Source organism: Rhizobacter sp. Root1221, assembly GCF_001425785.1.
In the GTDB taxonomy this organism is placed as follows: Bacteria; Pseudomonadota; Gammaproteobacteria; order Burkholderiales; family Burkholderiaceae_C; genus Rhizobacter.
In genome coordinates this window covers 1-19,684 of sequence record NZ_LMDI01000046.1, presented here as the reverse complement: position 1 = coordinate 19,684, position 19,684 = coordinate 1, and the positions used below count along the sequence as shown (strand labels likewise).

Genomic DNA, 19,684 nt, shown 5'->3' with positions numbered 1-19,684 from the left:
TTAACCTTCATGGTGGACGCCTCGCTTTCGTCAGTGGTTGCTTAGACACTTCCACTTTGGCACATCGATGCCGTTAGGGGTGGGGCGTCCATCCCATTGGCGAAAGCCGGGAGCCCCACCGGTGGCTGATCGCACCGCTGTTCTGCGTGGCCACCGGTGGAGGCCCCGGCCTTCGCCGGGGTGACAGAGAGCGAGCCGGGGGGGCACTCAGGGCGTGACAGCCAACAACTGCGCCACCACCGCCACGGCGATCACCTCAGGCTCCTTGCCAACGATGCCCGGCACACCGATCGGGCACGTCATGCGCGCGATGACATCGGGCGGCACACCACGCTCCTCGAACCGGTGGATGAACCGCTGCCGTTTCGTGCGCGAGCCGATCAGCCCGAAAAAGGCGAAATCGCCGCGCCGCAGGATGGCTTCTGCGATGCGTTCGTCGAGGTCGTGGCGATGCGTCAGCACCAGGTAGAACGCGCCCGGTGGGGCATTCGCCACCTCCCCTTCCACCGCATCCACCGCCACCCGGCGGATGTGGTCGGGCGTGGCCGTGAATTCCTCTTCCCGCTCGTCGATCCAGTCCACCGTGACGTCGAGCGTGGCCAGCAGCCGCGCCACGGCACGCCCCACATGACCGGCACCGTACAGCTGCAGGTGAAAGCGCGGCTGCGTGGGCCACCGGGCCAGTTCGGCGGCATCGAGCGCCCCGAACGCCAGCGTCACGGCCCCGCCACAGCATTGACCGAGCGCAGGCCCCAGGGCCTGGTGCACCGACTGCGCTGCCATCCGGCCCGACGCCAGCATCTCGCGCGCCGTGGCGATGGCCTGCAGTTCGAGGTGCCCCCCGCCGATGGTGCCCTCGCACGCATGGGCCGCCACCAGCATGCGCGTGCCGGTGTCACGCGGCACCGACCCCTTCGCCTCGGCCACCGTCACGAGCACCGCGGGCCGCCCGGAAGCGACCCAGCGGGTGGCGATGTCCTTCAGCATCCGGCCGCCACCGCGCCGAGTGCCCGCAGGATGGCTTCGGGGGTGGCGGGGGCCTGCAACGGCGGGTCGGTGCGGTGCCCGCCCGCGGCGGAGATGGCATCGCGGATCGCGAAGAACACGGAGAACGGCAGCAGCAGCGGCGGCTCACCCACCGCCTTGCTGCGGTGGATGGTCTCGGACGCGTTGTCGGCGTCGTAGAGCTGCACGTCGAACACCGGCGGGCAGTCGTTGGCAGTGGGGATCTTGTAGGTGCTGGGGGCGTGGGTGGTGAGCAGCCCGGCACGCGGGGACCCGTCCGCCGGGTGCCACACGAGTTCCTCGGTGGTGAGCCAGCCCATGCCCTGGATGAACGCCCCTTCCACCTGGCCGATGTCGATGGCCGGGTTCAGCGAACGCCCCACGTCGTGAAGCACGTCGGCGCGCAACAGCTTCCATTCGCCGGTGAGGGTGTCCACCACCACCTCGCTCACGGCCGCACCGTAGGCGAAGTAGAAGAACGGCTTGCCCTGCATCGTTTCGCGGTTCCAGTGCAGGCCCGGCGTGGCGTAGAAGCCGTCGGACCACAGCTGCACACGTGCGAAGTACGCTTGCTTGACCACCTCGGTGAACGGGACGGCCTGGCCCCCCACCCACACGGTGTCGCCGGCGAACCGCACGTCGGTGGTGTGGTGCCTGGGGCCGATGAACGCGGCCAGCCGCTCGCGCAACTGGCGTGCGGCATCCTGCGCGGCCTTGCCGTTCAGGTCGGCGCCGGTGGACGCGGCAGTGGCCGACGTGTTGGCCACCTTCTGCGTGTCGGTGCCCGTCACGCGCACCCGCTCGAAGTTCACGCCCAGCTCGTGCGCCACCACCTGCGCCACCTTCGTGTTGAGGCCTTGGCCCATCTCGGTGCCGCCGTGGTTCACGAGGATGGAGCCGTCGGCGTAGATGTGCACGAGTGCGCCCGCCTGGTTCAGGTGGACCACGTTGAACGAGATGCCGAACTTGACCGGGGTGAACGCCAGGCCCCGCTTGAGCACGGGGCTCGTGGCATTGAACGCCGCGATCTCGGTGCGACGCGCACGATAGCCGCTGCGCGCTTCGAGCTGGGCCACGAGCGGGGCGATCTGGTTGTCTTCCACCGTCTGGCCGTACGGCGTGACGTTGCGCTCGTCCACGCCGTAGAAGTTGGCGCGGCGCACGTCGAGCGGGTCCTTGCCGAGGCGGCGGGCGATGGAGTCGAGGATGTACTCGATGGCGATGGCACCCTGCGGCCCGCCGAAGCCGCGGAACGCGGTGTTGGACTGGGTGTTGGTCTTGGCCGAGTAGCCGTGGATGGCCACGTCGGGCAACCAATAGGCGTTGTCGAAGTGGCACAGCGCGCGGGTCATCACCGGTGCCGACAGGTCGGCCGAGTGGCCCGCCCGCGAGACCATCGTGATCTCGCTGCCGAGCACGCGGCCGTCGTCGTCGAAGCCCACGTCGTAGTCGTAGTGGAAACAGTGGCGGCGGCCGGTGATGAGGAAGTCGTCGTCGCGGTCGGGGCGCAGCTTCACCGGCTTGCCGAGCTGCCGGCACGCGATGGCCGCGATGCACGCGAACACGGCCGACTGCGACTCCTTCCCACCGAACCCGCCACCCATGCGGCGGCACACCACCTGCACCTGGTTCGACGACAGGTTCAGCACATGCGCCACCAGGTGCTGCATCTCGCTCGGATGCTGCGTGGAGCAGTGCACGAGCACGCCACCATCTTCCTGCGGCACGGCGTAGCTGATCTGGCCTTCGAGGTAGAACTGTTCCTGGCCGCCCACGAACCAGGTGTCCTGCAGCCGGTGCGGCGCGGCGGCGATGGCCCCGGCCACCCCGCCCGGGTGGGTGGAGCGCACCAGGTGCGCGGGGGGCACCACGTACTGGCCTGCAGCATGGGCCGCCTGTGGCGTCAGCAGCGGTGGCAACGGGTCGATGGAGAGCACGTCCTTCGCGCGGGCGGCGGCACGCCGGGCCGCGTCGCGCGTGCGGGCGATCACCGCGAACACCGGCTGGCCCACGTACCGCACCTCGCCGTCGGCCAGGATGGGGTCGTCGTGTTCGAGGGCACCGCAGTCGTTGACACCCGGCAGGTCGGCCGCGGACAGCACGGCCACCACACCGGGCAGCGCACGGATCGTGTCGAGCGCGAGGCCCGTGAGGCGGCCACGGGCCACCGGCGACAGCCCGAGCGCCGCGTGCAGCGTGCCGGTGAGTTCGGGCAGGTCGTCCACGTAGGGGGCTTCGCCCGCCACGTGCAGGTGGGCCGATTCGTGCGGGCGGCTGACACCCACGCGGGCGCCCTGGGCCTGGGCGAGGAAGGGGTCGATGGGCTTGTTCATGTCAGGCTCGGGCGAACACGCTGGTGGCCGACGCGGGCAGCGGGTGGGCCTCGCGGGTTTCGAGCCAGAAGCGTTTCAGCAGGTTCTGCGCCACCTGGAGGCGGTAGGTGTCGCTCGCGCGCAGGTCGGTGAGGGGTTGGAAGTCGGTGGCGAGCGCTTGCTGGGCGGCCCGCACGGTGGCCTCGGTCCACGGCTGGCCCAGCACCGCGGCCTCGGCCGCGGCGGCACGTTTCACCGTGGCCGCCATCCCGCCGTACGCGAGGCGCACGGAAGTCACCGTGCCGCCGCCGAGTTCGATGGCGAGCCCGGCACACAACGCCGAAATGTCGGAATCGAACCGCTTGCTGACCTTGTACGCACGCACCTGCGCCGCGGTGTGGGGCACCACGAGGCCCACCAGGAACTCGCCGGGCTCCAGGCGGTTTTTCAGGTAGCCGGTGTAGAAGTCGGCGAGGGGCAGCCGGCGGGTGCGGTCGCCGCGGCGCAGTTCCACCAGCGTGTCGAGGGCCATCAGCACCGGCGGTGCGTCGCCGATGGGCGAGCCGTTCGCGACGTTGCCACCCATCGTGCCGGCGTGCCGGATGGGCGGGGACGCGAAGCGCAACCACACGTCGGTGAGCGCCGGGTGGCGGGCCACCAGCGCGGCCCAGGCGGCTTCGAGCGACACGCCCGCGCCGATGTACAGGCCCTCCACCGTGGGTTCAAGGCGCTGCAGCTCGGGCACCCGGGCCACGGAGATCAGGTCACCCACGTCCCGGAACTGCTTGTTGACCCACAGGCCGATGTCGGTGCAGCCGGCCAGCAGCCGGGCCTGCGGCAACCCTTCGAACAGGCGCGCCAGCGCGTCGATGGACCTGGGCGCGTGGAAGTGGTCGATGCGGCCGCCGGCCTGCGGGTTCGGCGCGGCATACACGAAGCCGTCGCTGCCAGCGGCGAGCGTGCGCAGGGCGGCCACGGCGGGTGCCGTGTCGAGGCGCACCGGGGGCAGGTCGAACATGCGCTCGCCCGCGTCGAGGATGGGGCGGTAGCCGGTGCAGCGGCACAGGTTGCCGGACAGGTCGTCGGCCAGCGCCTGGCGGGTGGGCCGCGTGCCGCAGGCCTGGTGGTGTTCGTAGGTGGACCACAGCGACATCACGAACCCCGGCGTGCAGAACCCGCATTGCGAGCCGTGGCAGTCGACCATGGCCTGCTGCGTGGGATGCAGCTGGCCGCCGGCCAGCGGTTTCAGGTCTTCCACCGAGAACAGCGCCTTGCCGTCGAGCGTGGGGAGGAACTGGATGCAGGCGTTGACGGTCTCGAGGCGCAGGCCATCGCCGTGGCGCTCACCCACCACCACGGTGCATGCGCCGCAATCGCCCTCGTTGCACCCCTCTTTGGTGCCGGAACACGAGGCGTCCTCCCGCAGCCAGTCGAGCACGGAGCGGGTGGGATGAAGGCCGTCCACGGCCACGATCTGGCCACGGTGGAAGAAGCGGATGGGTTGGGAAATCATGCGGGCGGTTCGTGGCAGGCCGAGAAAATTACGTGGGGAACGGTATCCACCTTCGGGCGCGGTGTGTATACGATGTGCGGATGGCGCCTCTGCAAGCCGACCTTCCTTCAAATCTTATGACACCGGGTGTGGAATACAACACGAGCATCCCTCGGGCTGGCATGGAACAAGCATGTGGCATGCCGACCCTCACCTTTGCACTGCCGCCCAACCCCGCCTGAACATGGCCGTTTCCCCTCCTTCCCGACTGGCGCTGCGCGGCGACCTGCTCGATTTCACCGCCGCCCCGGTTTGGGGTGAAACCGCGTCCAGCGCGGTGCGTTTCCGGCCCGACCACTGGCTGCTCATCGACGGCGGGCGCATCACCGGCGCCCAGCCGGCTGCCGAGCCGCTCGACCCGTCGTGGCAGGCCGTCGACCACCGCGGCCGGCTGATCCTCCCCGGGTTCATCGACACCCACGTGCACAGCCCGCAGCTCGACGTGATCGCGAGCCACGGCACCGCCCTGCTCGACTGGCTCGACACCTACACCTTCCCGGCCGAACGCCGTTATGCCGACCCCGCCGAAGCCGAGGCCGGCGCCGCACGGTTCCTCGACGCGCTGATCGCCCACGGCACCACCAGCGCCGTCGTGTTCGCCACCGTCCACAAGGTCAGCGCCGACACGCTGTTCGCCGCCGGGGAGGCGCGCGGCATGCGGCTCATCACCGGCAAGGTGCTGATGGACCGCCACGCGCCCGACGGCCTGCGCGACGACGTGGACCAGGCCGAACGCGACTGCACCGACCTCATCACCCGCTGGCACGGCCACGGCCGGCTGTCGTACGCGGTCACCGTGCGCTTCGCACCCACCAGCACCCCGGAACAACTGGCCATGGCCGGCCGCCTGTGCGCCACCCACCCGGGGGTCTACATGCAGACCCACGTCGCCGAGAACCAGGACGAGGTGCGATGGGTGGCCGAGTTGTTCCCGGAGGCCCGCAGCTACCTCGACGTGTACGCTCGCGCCGGCCTGCTGAACGCCCGCGGCGTGTTCGCCCACGGCATCTGGCTCGACGACACCGACCGCGCCGCGCTGCACGCCGCCGGCGCGCAGATCGCCCACAGCCCGTCGTCGAACCTCTTCCTCGGCAGCGGCCTGTTCGACTGGCGTGCCGCCGAGGCTGCCGGCGTGGCGGTCAGCGTGGCGTCCGACGTGGGCGGTGGCACCAGCCTCTCCATCCCCCGCAACCTGGCCGACGCCTACAAGGTGCAGGCGATGCGTGGCGAACGCCTGTCGGCGTGGACGGCGCTGCATGCATCCACACGCGGCGCCGCGCACGCCCTGGGCCTCGGCCACGAGATCGGCTCGCTCGACGCGGGCGCCACGGCCGACGTGTGCGTGTGGGACTGGGCCACCGGGGCCGTCGCCGAACGCCGCCACAGCGTGGCCACCGCGCTGCACGAGCAGGTATTCGCGTGGATGACCCTCGCCGACGACCGCAACCTCGCCGCCGCGTACATTGCCGGCGTCCCCCGTTTCCAACGCGCCCCCGCACCATGCTGAGACTCGAGCTGCAGGACATCAGCAAGCAATACCCCTCCGTCCGCGCGAACGACCGTGTGTCGCTGCGCGTGAAACCCGGTGAAATCCACGCCGTGCTCGGCGAAAACGGCGCGGGCAAGTCCACGCTGATGAAGATGATCTACGGCGCGGTGCGGCCCGACGAAGGCACCATCCGCTGGAACGGCGAGGTGGTGCAGGTGCGCAATCCGCACGAGGCGCGGACGCTGGGCATCAGCATGGTGTTCCAGCACTTCAGCCTGTTCGACACGCTCACGGTGGCCGAGAACGTGTGGCTGGGCCTTGGCAAAGGCCCGTCGCTGAAGCAGATCACCCAACGCATTAACGAGGTGGCAGGCACCTACGGCCTCGACATCGACCCGTGGCGCCCGGTGCACACGCTGTCGGTGGGTGAACGCCAGCGTGTGGAGATCGTGCGCGCGCTCATGACGAACCCGAAGCTGCTGATCCTCGATGAACCCACGTCGGTGCTCACGCCGCAGGCCGTCGAGAAGCTGTTCGTGGTGTTGCGAAAGCTCGCCAACGAAGGTTGCAGCATCCTCTACATCAGCCACAAGCTCGACGAGATCCGCGCGCTGTGCCACCAGTGCACGGTGCTGCGCGGCGGCAAGGTCACCGGCGAGGTGAACCCCGCGCAGGAAACCAACGCGAGCCTGTCGCGCCTGATGATCGGCGCGGAGCCGCCAGCGCTGCGGCACCGCGTGTCGGCGCCGGGCGCCACGGTGCTGCAGGTCAAGGGCCTGACGCTGCCGAAGCAGAACCCGTTCGGCATGGCGCTCGACAACGTGTGGCTGCAGGTCAACGAAGGCGAGATCGTCGGCATCGCCGGGGTGTCCGGCAACGGGCAGCAGGAGCTGATGGCAGCGCTCTCGGGCGAAGACCCGCGCGCCGAACCGGAAACCGTGCGCCTGCATGGCAAGGCCATCGGCCACCACACGCCGCGCGAGCGCCGGGCCGCCGGCCTGCACTTCGTGCCCGAGGAGCGCCTGGGCCGTGGCGCCGTGCCGAGCCTCTCGCTCTCGCAGAACACCCTGCTCACCCGCACCCACGCCGTGAGCCCCCGCGGCTGGATCGACACCGGGGCCGTGGTCAAGCTGACGAACCAGCTGATCCAGGGCTTCAACGTGAAGGCGGGCGGGGCCGCCGCGCCGGCCAAGAGCCTGTCGGGCGGCAACCTGCAGAAATTCATCATGGGACGGGAAATCGACGCCCGCCCGAAGCTCCTGATCGTGTCGCAGCCCACCTGGGGCGTGGACGTGGGCGCCGCGGCGCAGATCCGCGCGAGCCTGCTCGCGCTGCGCGACGGCGGCTGCGCCGTGCTGGTGGTCAGCGAGGAACTCGACGAGTTGTTCGAGGTGTCCGACCGCCTGCTGGTGATGGCCAAGGGCCGCGTATCCCCGTCCATCGCCACGCGCGACGCCACGCGCGGGCGCATCGGTGAGTGGATGTCGGGGCTGTGGAACGGCGCCACCACCCCAGAAGAACCCTCCGGAAAAGTCCCCCATGCTGCAACTTGAAGCCCGCCCTGCCCCGAGCAAGGCGATGTCGCTCCTCTCACCGGTGCTGGCGCTGGCCATCACGATGCTGATCGGCATCGCGATGTTCGTGCTGCTCGGCAAGGACCCGGTCCGCGCGCTGCAGATCTTCTTCGTCGAGCCGCTGAAGAACGGCTATGCGCTCTCCGAACTGGCACTGAAGGCCACGCCGCTGCTGCTGATCGCCCTCGGCCTCGCCGTGTGCTTCCGCTCGAACATCTGGAACATCGGCGCCGAAGGGCAGTTCATCGTGGGCGCCACGGCCGCGGGCGGCATGGCCATGCTGGCCGGCCCGGACACCGGGGGCTGGATGGTGGTGCCCGTGCTGCTGGCCGGCGTGGCCGGTGGCATGGCGTGGGCCGGCATCGTCGCGTTCCTGCGCGACAAGGCCAACGCCAACGAGATCCTCGTGAGCCTGATGCTCGTCTACGTGGCCACGCTGCTGCTCGGCTACTTCGTCTACGGCCCGTGGAAGGACCCCGCCGGCTACAACTTCCCGCAGACCGTGCGGTTCGCGGCCGGCACGCAGGTGCCGCGGCTGTTCACGGGGCTGCGGGTGAACATCGGCTCGCTGCTCGCGCTCGTGAGCGTGGGGGTGCTGTGGGTGTTCCTGTTCCGCACCTACGCAGGGTTCCAGCTGCAGGTGGGCGGCCTCGCACCGGCGGCCGCGCGGTACGCGGGTTTTTCGTCGCGCCGGGCGCTGTGGGTGGCGCTGCTGGTGTCGGGCGGCATGGCGGGCCTGGCCGGTGCGCTCGACGTGGCCGGGCCGCAGGGACAGCTCACGCCGTACGTGCCGGCGGGCTACGGCTTCGCCGCCATCATCGTGGCCTTCGTGGGGCGCTTGCACCCGGTGGGCATGGTGTTCTCGGCGGTGCTGATGAGCCTCTTCTACATCGGCGGTGAACTCGCGCAGACGCGCATGGGCCTGCCCAAGTCGCTCACCGGCGTGTTCCAGGGCCTGCTGCTGTTCACGCTGCTCGCGTGCGACACGCTGATCGCGTACCGGTTGCGCTGGCGCACCACGCCGGCCCGTGCCGTGGGGGCCGCATGATGGAAGCCTGGCCCCTGCTCCTCGCCACCACGCTGAGCGCCGGCACCGTGCTCGCGTTCGCCGCACTCGGCCTGCTGATCAACGAACGCGCCGGCATCCTCAACCTGGGCGCCGAGGGAATGATGCTGGTGGCCGCGCTCGCCGGCTACGCCACCGTGGTCCACACCGGCAACGACTGGATCGGGTTTGCCGCGGGCATGGCCGCTGGCGCGCTGATGGCCGCAAGTTTCGGCTACCTCGTGATCTGGCTCAATACCAACCAGTACGCCACCGGCCTCGCGTTGAGCCTCTTCGGTGCGGGGTTCTCGGCGTTCATGGGGCTGCGCTACACGAAGGAGACGCTGCCGCCGCGTGCGCACTACGACCTCCCGGGCCTCGCCGACCTGCCGTTCGCCGGCCCGGCCCTGTTCCGCCACCACCCGCTCGTGTACGTGGCCGTGGCGCTCACGGTGGCCATGATCTGGTTCCTGTACCGCTCGCGCGCGGGCCTGGTGCTGCGGGCCGTGGGTGAGTCGCCCGAGTCGGCCCACGCCCTCGGCTACCCGGTGCGCCGCATCCGCATGGCCGCGGTGATGGCCGGCGGGGCGCTGTGCGGCCTGTCGGGCGCCTACGTGTCGGTGGTGTACACGCCGTCGTGGATCGAGGGGCTGATCGCCGGCAAGGGCTGGATCGCGCTCGCGCTGACGGCGTTTGCCACGTGGCGACCGGCACGGGTATTGCTGGGAGCCTACCTGTTCGGCGGCGTGACGATGTTGCAGCTCCACCTGCAGGCCGAGGGCATCGACGTGCCGAGCCAGATCCTCAGCATGCTGCCCTACCTCGCCACCATCGCGGTGCTGGTGCTGATCTCGCGCAATGCCGCGTGGACCCGCGTCAACATGCCCGCGTCGCTGGGCAAGCCGTTTTCACCCGGGGGATGACACCCCTCCCCGGCCGTTGTTCGACCCTCGCGTGATGTTCCGCTTTTTTCCTGGAGAAGACATGACCCACCTTTCGAAACGTGCCCTGCTGTCCATCGCAGGGTGGTCCACGATCGCCGCCACCGCTGCCCTCGTGGGCTGCGGCAAGAAGGCCGAGGAAGCCGCGCCGGCACCGGCGCCTGATGCCGCATCCGCCGCCGCACCGGCACCGGCCAAGCCCGATCCGCTGAAGGTCGCCTTCGTGTACGTGGGCACCATCGGCGACGGCGGCTGGACCTTCGCGCACGACAACGCCCGCAAGGCGCTCGAAAAGGAATTCGGCGACAAGATCACCACCAGCTACATCGAAAGCGTGCCCGAAGGGGCCGACGCCGAGCGGGTGTTCCGCGACCAGGCCGGCCAGGGCGCCAAGCTGATCTTCGGCACCACGTTCGGCTACATGGAGCCCATCCTCAAGGTGGCCCCCGAGCTGAAGGACGTGAAGTTCGAACACGCCACCGGCTTCAAGACCGCCGAGAACGTGCGCACCTACGACAGCCGCACGTACGAGGGCGCGTACATGGCCGGCATCATCGCCGGGGCCATGACCAAGTCGAACACCCTCGGTGTCGTGGGTTCGGTGCCCATCCCCGAGGTAATCCGCAACATCAACTCGTTCACCCTCGGCGCACAGAGCGTGAACCCGAAGATCAAGACCAAGGTGGTCTGGGTCAACGAGTGGCTGAACCCACCGAAGGAAACCGAAGCCGCCACGTCGCTGATCAACGGCGGCGCCGACGTGCTGATGCAGAACACCGACTCCAACGCGGTGCTCAAGACGGCCGAGGCCAAGGGCAAGTACGCCTTCGGCTGGGACAGCGACATGACCGCCTACGGCCCGCAGGCCCACCTGGCTTCGTCCATCATCAACTGGGCGCCGTACTACATCAAGGCCACGCGGGAGGCCCTGGATGGCAAGTGGGCCACCGGCAGCGCGTGGTGGGGCGTGAAGGAAGGTGCGATCGACATCGTGTCCATCTCCGACAAGGTGCCCGCCGACATCAAGGCCAAGGTCGAAACCGTCAAGGCCGGCCTGAAGGACGGCAGCTTCTCGATCTGGAAGGGCCCCATCGTGGGTTCCGACGGCAAGGAAGTGCTGAAGAAGGACGAGGTGGCCGATGACAAGTTCATGAGCGGGATCACGTTCTATGTGAAGGGTGTGGAAGGCAAGGTGCCGGGGAAATGACCGGCAGCCCCGGCCACGCCGGGGCCCCCGGTCATCCCGGCGCAGGCCGGGATCTCGAACGGTGCCAGGTGCACCGGCAGAGGTCCCGGCCTTCGCCGGGACGACGAATGGAGAGGACAATCCGCCCATGAACACGACCACGCTCGACGCCATCCCCCGCGACCGCCTGCCCGCGCTGCTGCGCGCCATGCCGAAGGCGGAGTTGCACATCCACATCGAGGGGTCGCTCGAACCCGAGCTGATCTTCGCGCTGGCCCAGCGCAACGGGGTGAGCCTGCCCTACCCGAACGTCGAGGCGCTGCGCGCCGCGTACGCGTTCACCGACCTGCAGAGCTTCCTCGACATCTACTACGCCGGCGCGAGCGTGTTGCTGAAGGAGGAAGACTTCTTCGACATGGCGATGGCGTACTTCCACCGCGCGAAGGCCGACCACGTCGTTCACGCCGAGCTGTTCTTCGATCCGCAGACGCACACCGGCCGCGGCGTGCCGTTCAAGACGGTGATCGACGGCCTCACCCGCGCCTGCCAGACCGCACAGCGCGACCTCGGCATCAGCGCGCTGCTGATCATGTGTTTCCTGCGCCACCTGAGCGAAGAAGCCGCGTTCGAGACGCTCGAGCAGGCGCTGCCCTTCCGCGACCAGTTCGTGGGCGTGGGCCTCGACAGCGGCGAACGTGGCAACCCGCCCGAGAAGTTCGCGCGGGTGTTCGCCCGCTGCCGCGAACTGGGCCTGCGCCTCGTGGCCCACGCCGGCGAGGAGGGCCCCGCGGCCTACATCACCACGGCGCTCGACGTGCTGAAGGTGGAACGCATCGACCACGGCGTGCGCTGTGTCGAGGACCCCGCGCTCGTCAAGCGCCTCGCCGCCGAACGGGTGCCCCTCACGGTGTGCCCGCTGTCGAACGTGAAGCTGTGCGTGTACGGCACGATGGCCGACCACAACCTCGCCACGCTGCTGGCGGCGGGCCTCTGTGTCACGGTCAACTCCGACGACCCTGCCTACTTCGGCGGGTACATGAACCAGAACTTCCTCGAGACGTTCGAGGGGCTGCCGCAATTGACCGCGCGCGACGCCCACACGCTCGCGGCCAACAGCTTCGAGGCCAGCTTCGTGGACCCGGCGCTCAAGGCGAAGTGGCGCTCGGCGCTCGACCAGGTCTTCCAGGCGGCCTGAGAGGCTGAGAGTCTTTCGATCATGCCCGCTCGAAAAACTCTCAGCCTCTGAACCCGGCCAGGTGCCGGCGCCGCCAGAACGGCGAATCGAACCGCGGTTCGGCGGCGTAGTACCGGGCGCGTTCGGGCAGGTAGGCCGAGCATTCGTCGTCGCGGTCGGCTTCGTAGGCCGCCATCACCGCCGCGGCATCGCCCGGCCGGCGCAGGACCGCCTCCACGGCCTCGGCCGCCGCCTTCGCGGTGCGCAACGCGCGCAGCACCCCGCTGCCCGACACCGGGTCCACCGCCAGCGCCGCATCCCCCACCGCCAGCCACGGGCCGCCGCTGGCGCCCGGGCTCAACATGCGCTGGCTGTGGGCGTTCCAGGCCTGCGGGGGCGACGTGCGACGGGCCCCGGCCAGGCGCTGCCAGGTCGACGGCGCCTGGCGCATCGCTGCCATCCATTGGCCGGTGTCGTGCAAGCGGCGCGTGGCGCACAGGTCGGCGTCGGTCATCAGCATCGTGACCATCGCGCCATCCTCCGGCAGCGGTGCGGAATACCACCACCCGTCCGGTGCCGATTCAACGAGCAGGTGCCCCCGCTCGGTCTCCCCCACACCCGTCCAACGGGTGGCCACGCCCACGAGGCGGTCGAACAGCAGCCGCTTCGCCCCGAGGTGCCGCGCCAGCTTCGCGCTGCGGCCGGTGGCGTCCACCAGCACCCGCGCGCACAGTCGCTGCGCGGGGAGGTGCCACAGGCCATCGTCGAACGCCGCATCGCGCACGGTCTCGCCGGTCAGCAACACCGCGCCCGCGGCCACGGCCGCGTCCGCGAGCAGGTGGTCGAACGCCCGCCGGTCCACGTGCCACCCGCAGCCGAACGGGTGGAACACGTGCGAGTGGGCACGTTCCTCGGGCTCGCCCCACACGCTGCGTGTGCCCCACGACGGCCGGGGTGACAGCGCCACGAAACCCGGCCACACACCCAGTTCACGCAGCAGCGGCTGCACGTTCGGTGCGAGCGATTCCCCGACCCGCGGCACGTCGAACCGCGACCGCTCGAGCAGCACCACCCGCCGGCCGGCCAGCGCCAGCCGGCGGGCCGTGGCGGCCCCGGCGGGGCCCGCGCCCACCACGGCCACGTCGAACACGGTGGCGCTCATCCCTCGTTCCGCGGGTCGCGGCCGCGGTCGTCGCAATGGCCCGCGACGCACTTGCGCAGAGCTTCCAGGTCGAGGCCCGCTTCGCGCAGGCGCTTCTCCAGCTCGGGCTGGATGACCCCGCCGCGGCGCAGCAGGCATTCGAGCCATTCGCACAAGCCGTCGTGGCGGCGGCCGCCGCCCGGCACCGGGTCGCGGTCACCCCCACGCCACACCACCGCGGTCAGCGTCTGTTCACGCGTGAACGTCATCCCCTTGCGGGTCTGGCCACGCGCCCGCAGGCGCAGCTTGTGCACGCCGGGGCTGCCGGCGATGAAGCTGGCCGCGTGGCGGCCCGGCTCGGTGGCCAGCAGCACCAGCGTGAAGCTGGACCCGTCGGGCCGGGTCACGTCGGCCCAGACGGCCGCCTGGCCGTCGAGCGGGATGCCGGACTGCGTCAAGACCGCCGACACGTCCACGCGCGCCCCCGGCTCGTGGCTGGCCTGGAGCAACTCGGCCCGCAGCGCCACCGACGACCAGCTGTGCACCAGCAGGCTGTACGGCAACGCGCGCTGGCCGCGGGTGGCGGCCGGCGCGCTGGCGTTGGCGGCCTGGGCCACGGCGAAGCTGCGCTGCAGTTCGCCGGTGATCGCGGTGGACTGCATCGCCCGCCGCCGCTGCGCCGGCGTGGCATGCAGGCCGCGCACGATGCTCGCGTCGATGCCCTGTTCATGGCCGGCGGTGGGCTGCAGCTTCGGGCTGCCGATCGTCAGCAGCGCGTGCCACGTGCCGCCCTGGTCGTAGCGATCGGCCTGCAGCTGCACCGGCAGCACGAGCCGGAAGCAGCTCACCTCGCGGCCCGCGATGTACCGCATCGCCGGGTCGGCCAGCGCACGCCAAGGCTCCAGGAGCAGCCCGCTCGGGGTCTGCAGCCGGAAGTCCACCGCCTTCACGTACGGGCTCAGCAGGATCACGTCGACGCCGGCGTCTGCCTCGGTCAGCTGGAACGGGATGCGCTGCACGACACCCGGGACGAGCTGGCCGTCGGGGTCGAGCACCACCTCCGCCTGGCTCACCCCGGCGAGGATCTGCAGGAAGTACTTCTGCAGCAGGAAGCGGTTGTCGGTGCCGATCGCCCCGGTCACCAGCAGGAAGCCGCCGTGGTTGCCTGACACCGTCTGCAGCGCCGCGGCGCTGGTGTTCTGCGGCGTGCCAAGGCCGATGGCGTATGTGCGTTCGTTGATCTCGCCGGCCACGTCGGCAATGTAGCGCTCGCGGTTCTCCACGCCATCGGTCAGCACGGCCAGTGCCTTCACGTCGTACGTGCCAGCGGCCGTGTCGAGGATCTGGCGCCCCTCGTGGATGCCGTCGCCGATGGACGTGGCACCGGCCGGGTCGAAGCTGTTGCCGCGGATGAGATCGAGCGTGTTGCTGCGGTTGAGGTCGGAGATGCCGCCCGCGCCCAGTTGCAGCACCGGTTGCACCACCTGGGCATCCTGGTCGTAGCGCACGAGGCCCACGCCGTCCCCCTCCAGCATCACGTCGACGAAGGTCTCGGCGGCCTGCTGCAGCGACCGGTGCTTGGTCTGCCCGTCCCCCCGGTCCTCGCCCATGCTGCCCGACCGGTCGAGCACCAGCGCCACGGCCGCGGTGCGGCGGGCCACGGTGTTGGCGTCGATCAACACGTCCCACGTCTGGCCGCTGACCGGCTCGCGCACGGTCACTGTCTGCGTGGGGATCGACGAGCCGTCCGTGCCCGTGCGGTAGATGATCCACAACCGGGCGGTGGCCACGCCGCTGCCGCTCGTGGGGCCCACGGTGGTGCTGGTGGTGCCGGCCACGAGCTGCGCGTGCACCGGCGGCACGGCGTAGTCCAGCGTCACGCTCGATCCGGGCGACACCACCTCGAAGGTGATCGCCAGCGGCTGCTCGCGCACCATGCCCATCGGTCCCTGCGGGATGTCGGTGAAGTGCAGGTGCGGGGTCAGCAGCGTGATCGACGCGGTATCGCACCGCTCCACCTCCACGTGCGACGCGCCCTGCTGCACCACGAAGCCGAGCGTGTGCCAGTGCGCGATCATGTCGTCGTAGCTGCCCACGCCGCGCGACCACGACTGGTACGCGCTCGTGCCCTGGGGCATCACGTCGTTCGGCCGGGGCACCGGCCACCAGTTGGAACCGCAGGCGTAGAAGTCGGCCTGCCAGGGCAAGGCCATCGATGCGCTGATGCTGCCGGGCGTCACCGTGGCGTGGTCGATGCGGAAGGCCCCGGCGTAGAACGCCGCCTCGACGATGGGGCGGTTGCCGGCGCTCTTGCCACCCGCCTCGATGCCGGGGAAAAAGGCCCCGCCCACACAAGCCTCGAGCGCCGCGCGGTCGAGACCCGGCGGCGACACCGTGCCCTCCGGCAGCGGCACGCCGGCCCAGTCGTTCGTGAAATCGGCACCGCCGTCCTTCCAGCGCTGCAGGTGCGCGAGCTGGGTCGGCGTGATCTCCGAATCGCTGCCATTGAGTTGCGGCATGTTGCCGGCGGGGCGCATCTTGTTGAAGATCGCGGTGCGCATGGCGGGTGCCATCACCGGCTCGGCCCAACCGTGCACGTAGGTGTCCTTGACCCACTGGGTGTCGCGTGCCCGCTGCAGCAGCGGGTACACGTCGCGGGTGTACGACGTGGTGGCCGGGGGTGCCACATGGCCCGCGTCGATCATCGCCTGCAGCACGCGGTCGTACAGCGTGGTGGGGCTGTCCTGGTGGGGCGCGAACTTCGGCGGTGCGGTGATGACCCAGGCGCCTTCCACCGCGGGCGTCGCCATCGTGGCCCGGATGGTGATCGTGGCAGACACGGGGCCATCGGCGATGTCGTCGTACCAGCCCGGGTTGCCCCAGAAATCCACCACGCCGTTGCCCGCAGGCGAAGCCGACGTGCCCGCGCCCGCCAGCACCAGCAGGCGGTTGTCCACGTCGCTGCGCATCTCGCCGAGCGGCACGGTGACGGCCGACTGGCCGGAGAAGCGGATCACGCCGTTGTCGAACAGCTGCACCTGGTTCGGTGCGTGGGTGGTGCGGGGCCCGGGGTCGATGGTCAGGTCCCCGGCCGGTTCGCTGTTGCCCCGGCCGCTGTAGGCCGCCTTGCGGTTGGCCAGGTGCACGGACCAGACGATGTCGGCGGTGCTGTCGGTGATCTCCTCCACGGTGTTGTCGTCGTGGTGGGCAAAGATGCGAAAGCGTGCGGCCTGGCGCTTCACGCGGCATTGCGCGTCCTTGAAGCCGCCCGTGGGGTCGGGCCGTTCGCCGAGGCGTTCGGGGCCCACGAAAAATTCCGGGCTGTTGCCGACGCGGGCGATGCCGATCGCCGGGTGGATTCGGTAGGTGGTGGCCATGTGCTCTCTCCCTGGCGGGACAACATGCCCGCATGCCTCTATGAAAGGCGATCCGGCGCCCGACCCCATCGTTCATCGAGGGGAAGGGCCCTCGTTCATGCGGGGGTGAGGCAGGCACGCTGCGGGCGATCCAACGGCGTGAGCGCATTCCCTGACGGCCGGTCTGCGACAATTCCAACCCGAGCGCCTGCGTGCCCCCGCAGGCGTTTGTCCTTTTGCTTCCAACCCCCGGGGCCATGTAGAGGAACACCATGTTCAAAAACCTCGCCCGCGCCAGCCGCCTGCTGTGCGCGATCTCCGCGGCCGCCCTCACGCCCCTCGCCGGCGCCCAGCTGCCGGCAGTCAAACCCCCGCTCCCCGTCGCGTTCGTGTACGTGAGCCCGGTCGGTGAAGCCGGCTGGACCTACCAGCACGACCTCGGCCGCCGCGCCATGGAAAAGGCCCTCGGCGCGCAGGTCACCACCACGGCAGTGGAGTCGGTGCCCGAAGGGGCCGAATCGGAGCGGGTCATCCGCGACCTCGCCGCCCAGGGCCACAAGCTGATCTTCGCGACCAGCTTCGGGTACCTCGAACCCACGCTGCGCGTGGCCTCGGAATTCCCCGGCGTGGCGTTCGAACACGCCGGCGGCTACCGCACGGCGCCCAACGTCAACACCTACAGCGCCCGGTACTACGAGGGCCGCTACCTGGCGGGGTTCCTGGCCGGCAAGACGAGCAAGACCGGCATCGCCGGCTACGTGGCCGGGTTCCCGGTGCCCGAGGTGATCCAGGGCATCAACGCCTTCACGCTCGGCATGCGCGCCGCGCGGCCCGGCGCCCAGGTGCGGGTGCTGTGGCTCGAGACCTGGTTCGACCCGCCGCGCGAACGCGAGGCCGCGCTGGCGCTGATCGCCCAGGGCGCCGACGTGCTGACGAACCACAGCGGCTCCACCGCGGTGGCCCAAACCGCCCAGGACAAGGGGATCAAGGTGATCGCATACCAGAGCGACATGCGCCGCTTCGCCCCCGATGCCCAGCTGACGGCCGTGACCCACCAGTGGGGGCCGTACTACACGCAGGTGGCCCGTGCGGTGCTGGCCGGAACCTGGCATGCCCAACCCGCCTGGGGCGGCATGAAGGATGGCCTGGTCACCCTGGCGCCGTTCCACCCCGGCATCCCCGCCGCCGTGACCGCTGCCGTCAAGTCCCGCCAGGCGGACATCATTGCCGGCCGCTTTCACCCGTTTTCCGGTCGATTGCTCGATCAGACCGGCCGCGAACGGCAGGCCGGCGGCACGATGGGCGACTCGGCCATCGCCGGCATGAACTGGTTCGTCCAGGGGGTAACGGGCACCCTGCCGAAAACGTGAGATCCTTCGCACTTTGGCGGCACGGCGATTGCTTTTCGCAGGGTCCTGTCGGCGCTTCGCAGAAAAAACCATGACCCAGAGATTCAACTTCCCCGGGCGGCCCAGCCTGCTCGCAGTGACGCTGCTGGCCAGCCTGCCGGCCCTGGCGGCCACCGAAACCAGCCCGTACTACTTCGGTGTCAGCCAGGCCGTCACCGGCGACTGGAACGTTTTCCGGCGACCCGACGGCCAGCCCCAACCGCGCGACGTGATCTCGTCCACCGGATTGCTGGCCGGCATCGACCAGCCCTTCGGCCGGCTGCGCCTCGGCGCCAGCGCGGCGGTCAACGCGAACCGGTTCAAGAACAACAAGCAGCTCAACAACACCGACCACGACACGCGGTTGCAGCTCGACTGGTCCAGCATCGAGCGGTTGTCCGGTGACGTGGTGGTGTACGACCGCAGCAGCCTCAGCCGCTACGACCTGAGTTCGGCCGAAGGCACGCAGTCCGAGAAGGACATGCTGCGGGTCACCGGCGGCGCCGTGCGGGCCCGCGTGGGCCTGGTCACGCTGTGGAGCCTCGATGGCGGGTATTCGTACGAGCAGTCGGAACACTCACTCGACGCGCTGTCGAACCGCGATGTGCGCCAGGGCGCCGTCAACGCCGGCGTGCGCCTGAGCCCGAGCGACCTGTGGAGCGCACGGCTGGGCGTGCGCCGAACCGACGGCAAGTACCCGAACTTCCGCGGTGCTGGCGGCCAGGAGGCCGACGAGTTCACCCGTGACGACATCGACCTGTCGCTCAACTGGAAACCCACCGGCAACAGCAAGTTCGACGCGCGGCTGAGCTCCACGCGCGAGGAACACAACCTCCAGGGCCAGCGCGACAGCCGCTACTTCACCGGCCTGCTCGGCTACGACTGGATCCTCACCGGCAAGACCCGGCTGCGCCTGCAGGCCTCGCGCGACACCGGCGCCGGCCGCAGCGATTCCGACCTGAACCTCCTCACCGAATCGAGCGATACCCAGGTGCGCAACAGCGTGGCTGCGCGGGTCACGTGGGATGCCACGTCGAAGATCACCGTCAATGCGGGCGTGAACTACAGCCGCCGCAAGCTCGACAACGCGTTCACGCTCGGCGACGGCACCACGTCCACGACCGATGCCCGCACCGCTCGCGACCGCACCACCATCATGAACCTGTCGGTGTACTACCAGGCCCTGCGCAGCCTCAAGCTCGGTTGCCGCGTTTCCCACGAAGACCGCAGCGTGCAGGGTGACAACGTGAACACCACGTATCCCTACGACGCGACGGTGAGCACCTGCAATCTGGAGTGGGCGTTCCGCTGAGAGGGCTTGGCCCTCTCTCTCCCTCATTACGCGCTGCGGGTTGAGTTTTCTCGCTGCGCGAGGCCGCGCCGGGTCTCGGCCCGGCAGCCGAGTCCCTTCTTTTGCTGGTGTGTGTGTGGACCGGACACATGGTGGACAGGTGTGCGGAGACATGGTTGACACATTGTCGGTAGCTCAGGACTCCCGTAGGTCGATCTCCCCGAGCTTTT

Annotated in this window: 13 protein-coding genes; 8 read left to right on the top strand and 5 right to left on the bottom strand. The window is 69.9% G+C overall.

Annotated features, from left to right (window positions below):
• Positions 1–207 precede the first annotated feature (207 nt).
• The 3 genes from xdhC to xdhA are packed head-to-tail and all read right to left on the bottom strand — an operon-like array spanning position 208 to position 4,830.
• A complete protein-coding gene (gene xdhC / locus ASC87_RS25605; RefSeq protein WP_056669614.1) occupies positions 208–987 on the bottom strand; it encodes a xanthine dehydrogenase accessory protein XdhC in 780 nt (259 codons plus the stop codon).
• Positions 981–3,338 (bottom strand): xanthine dehydrogenase molybdopterin binding subunit, encoded by a 2,358-nt coding sequence (xdhB, locus tag ASC87_RS25600; protein ID WP_056669612.1) that lies wholly within the window; start codon positions 3,336–3,338, stop codon positions 981–983. Before xdhB ends, xdhC begins: the two co-directional genes overlap by 7 nt.
• Position 3,339: 1 nt before the next feature.
• On the bottom strand, positions 3,340–4,830 hold the full coding sequence (gene xdhA / locus ASC87_RS25595) for a xanthine dehydrogenase small subunit (protein WP_056669609.1): 1,491 nt from the start codon (positions 4,828–4,830) through the stop codon (positions 3,340–3,342).
• Positions 4,831–5,053: 223 nt separating this feature from the next.
• Between xdhA and guaD the strand changes: the two genes are divergently transcribed.
• From guaD to ASC87_RS25565, 6 genes are all read left to right on the top strand, one after another.
• A complete protein-coding gene (guaD, locus tag ASC87_RS25590; RefSeq protein ID WP_056669617.1) occupies positions 5,054–6,376 on the top strand; it encodes a guanine deaminase in 1,323 nt (440 codons plus the stop codon).
• Complete coding sequence (locus tag ASC87_RS25585; protein WP_056669607.1) at positions 6,370–7,911, top strand: ABC transporter ATP-binding protein; 1,542 nt, start codon at positions 6,370–6,372, stop codon at positions 7,909–7,911. The genes guaD and ASC87_RS25585 overlap by 7 nt, the downstream gene beginning before the upstream one ends.
• On the top strand, positions 7,898–8,980 hold the full coding sequence (locus ASC87_RS25580; protein WP_056669605.1) for an ABC transporter permease: 1,083 nt from the start codon (positions 7,898–7,900) through the stop codon (positions 8,978–8,980). Before ASC87_RS25585 ends, ASC87_RS25580 begins: the two co-directional genes overlap by 14 nt.
• A complete protein-coding gene (locus tag ASC87_RS25575) occupies positions 8,980–9,900 on the top strand; it encodes an ABC transporter permease (protein ID WP_056669603.1) in 921 nt (306 codons plus the stop codon). Before ASC87_RS25580 ends, ASC87_RS25575 begins: the two co-directional genes overlap by 1 nt.
• Positions 9,901–9,961: 61 nt before the next feature.
• The gene (locus tag ASC87_RS25570; RefSeq protein ID WP_056669601.1) at positions 9,962–11,125 is read left to right on the top strand and encodes a BMP family ABC transporter substrate-binding protein; all 1,164 of its coding nucleotides are present in this window, start codon (positions 9,962–9,964) and stop codon (positions 11,123–11,125) included.
• Between the two features lie 127 nt (positions 11,126–11,252).
• Positions 11,253–12,299 (top strand): adenosine deaminase, encoded by a 1,047-nt coding sequence (locus ASC87_RS25565; RefSeq protein ID WP_056669599.1) that lies wholly within the window; start codon positions 11,253–11,255, stop codon positions 12,297–12,299.
• Between the two features lie 40 nt (positions 12,300–12,339).
• On the opposite strand, the gene ASC87_RS25560 is transcribed toward ASC87_RS25565, so the two are convergent.
• Positions 12,340–13,440: an NAD(P)/FAD-dependent oxidoreductase gene (locus tag ASC87_RS25560; protein WP_056669596.1), complete on the bottom strand. Its 1,101-nt coding sequence runs from the start codon at positions 13,438–13,440 to the stop codon at positions 12,340–12,342.
• Positions 13,437–16,796 (bottom strand): LodA/GoxA family CTQ-dependent oxidase, encoded by a 3,360-nt coding sequence (locus ASC87_RS25555; RefSeq protein WP_056669592.1) that lies wholly within the window; start codon positions 16,794–16,796, stop codon positions 13,437–13,439. The genes ASC87_RS25560 and ASC87_RS25555 overlap by 4 nt, the downstream gene beginning before the upstream one ends.
• A 251-nt stretch (positions 16,797–17,047) precedes the next feature.
• Between ASC87_RS25555 and ASC87_RS25550 the strand changes: the two genes are divergently transcribed.
• Together ASC87_RS25550 and ASC87_RS25545 are read left to right on the top strand one after the other, a co-directional pair.
• Complete coding sequence (locus ASC87_RS25550) at positions 17,048–18,145, top strand: BMP family ABC transporter substrate-binding protein (RefSeq protein WP_056669589.1); 1,098 nt, start codon at positions 17,048–17,050, stop codon at positions 18,143–18,145.
• A gap of 70 nt (positions 18,146–18,215) precedes the next feature.
• A complete protein-coding gene (locus tag ASC87_RS25545; RefSeq protein ID WP_056669587.1) occupies positions 18,216–19,475 on the top strand; it encodes a hypothetical protein in 1,260 nt (419 codons plus the stop codon).
• Positions 19,476–19,684: the final 209 nt, after the last annotated feature.

Excerpts from the sequence above, each read along its gene's own strand:
- xdhC (WP_056669614.1), bottom strand. The coding sequence starts at position 987 with ATGCTGAAGGACATCGCCACCCGCTGGGTCGCTTCCGGGCGGCCCGCG.
- xdhB (WP_056669612.1), bottom strand. The coding sequence starts at position 3,338 with ATGAACAAGCCCATCGACCCCTTCCTCGCCCAGGCCCAGGGCGCCCGC.
- xdhA (WP_056669609.1), bottom strand. The coding sequence starts at position 4,830 with ATGATTTCCCAACCCATCCGCTTCTTCCACCGTGGCCAGATCGTGGCC.
- guaD (WP_056669617.1), top strand. The coding sequence starts at position 5,054 with ATGGCCGTTTCCCCTCCTTCCCGACTGGCGCTGCGCGGCGACCTGCTC.
- ASC87_RS25585 (WP_056669607.1), top strand. The coding sequence starts at position 6,370 with ATGCTGAGACTCGAGCTGCAGGACATCAGCAAGCAATACCCCTCCGTC.
- ASC87_RS25580 (WP_056669605.1), top strand. The coding sequence starts at position 7,898 with ATGCTGCAACTTGAAGCCCGCCCTGCCCCGAGCAAGGCGATGTCGCTC.
- ASC87_RS25575 (WP_056669603.1), top strand. The coding sequence starts at position 8,980 with ATGGAAGCCTGGCCCCTGCTCCTCGCCACCACGCTGAGCGCCGGCACC.
- ASC87_RS25570 (WP_056669601.1), top strand. The coding sequence starts at position 9,962 with ATGACCCACCTTTCGAAACGTGCCCTGCTGTCCATCGCAGGGTGGTCC.
- ASC87_RS25565 (WP_056669599.1), top strand. The coding sequence starts at position 11,253 with ATGAACACGACCACGCTCGACGCCATCCCCCGCGACCGCCTGCCCGCG.
- ASC87_RS25560 (WP_056669596.1), bottom strand. The coding sequence starts at position 13,440 with ATGAGCGCCACCGTGTTCGACGTGGCCGTGGTGGGCGCGGGCCCCGCC.
- ASC87_RS25555 (WP_056669592.1), bottom strand. The coding sequence starts at position 16,796 with ATGGCCACCACCTACCGAATCCACCCGGCGATCGGCATCGCCCGCGTC.
- ASC87_RS25550 (WP_056669589.1), top strand. The coding sequence starts at position 17,048 with ATGTTCAAAAACCTCGCCCGCGCCAGCCGCCTGCTGTGCGCGATCTCC.
- ASC87_RS25545 (WP_056669587.1), top strand. The coding sequence starts at position 18,216 with ATGACCCAGAGATTCAACTTCCCCGGGCGGCCCAGCCTGCTCGCAGTG.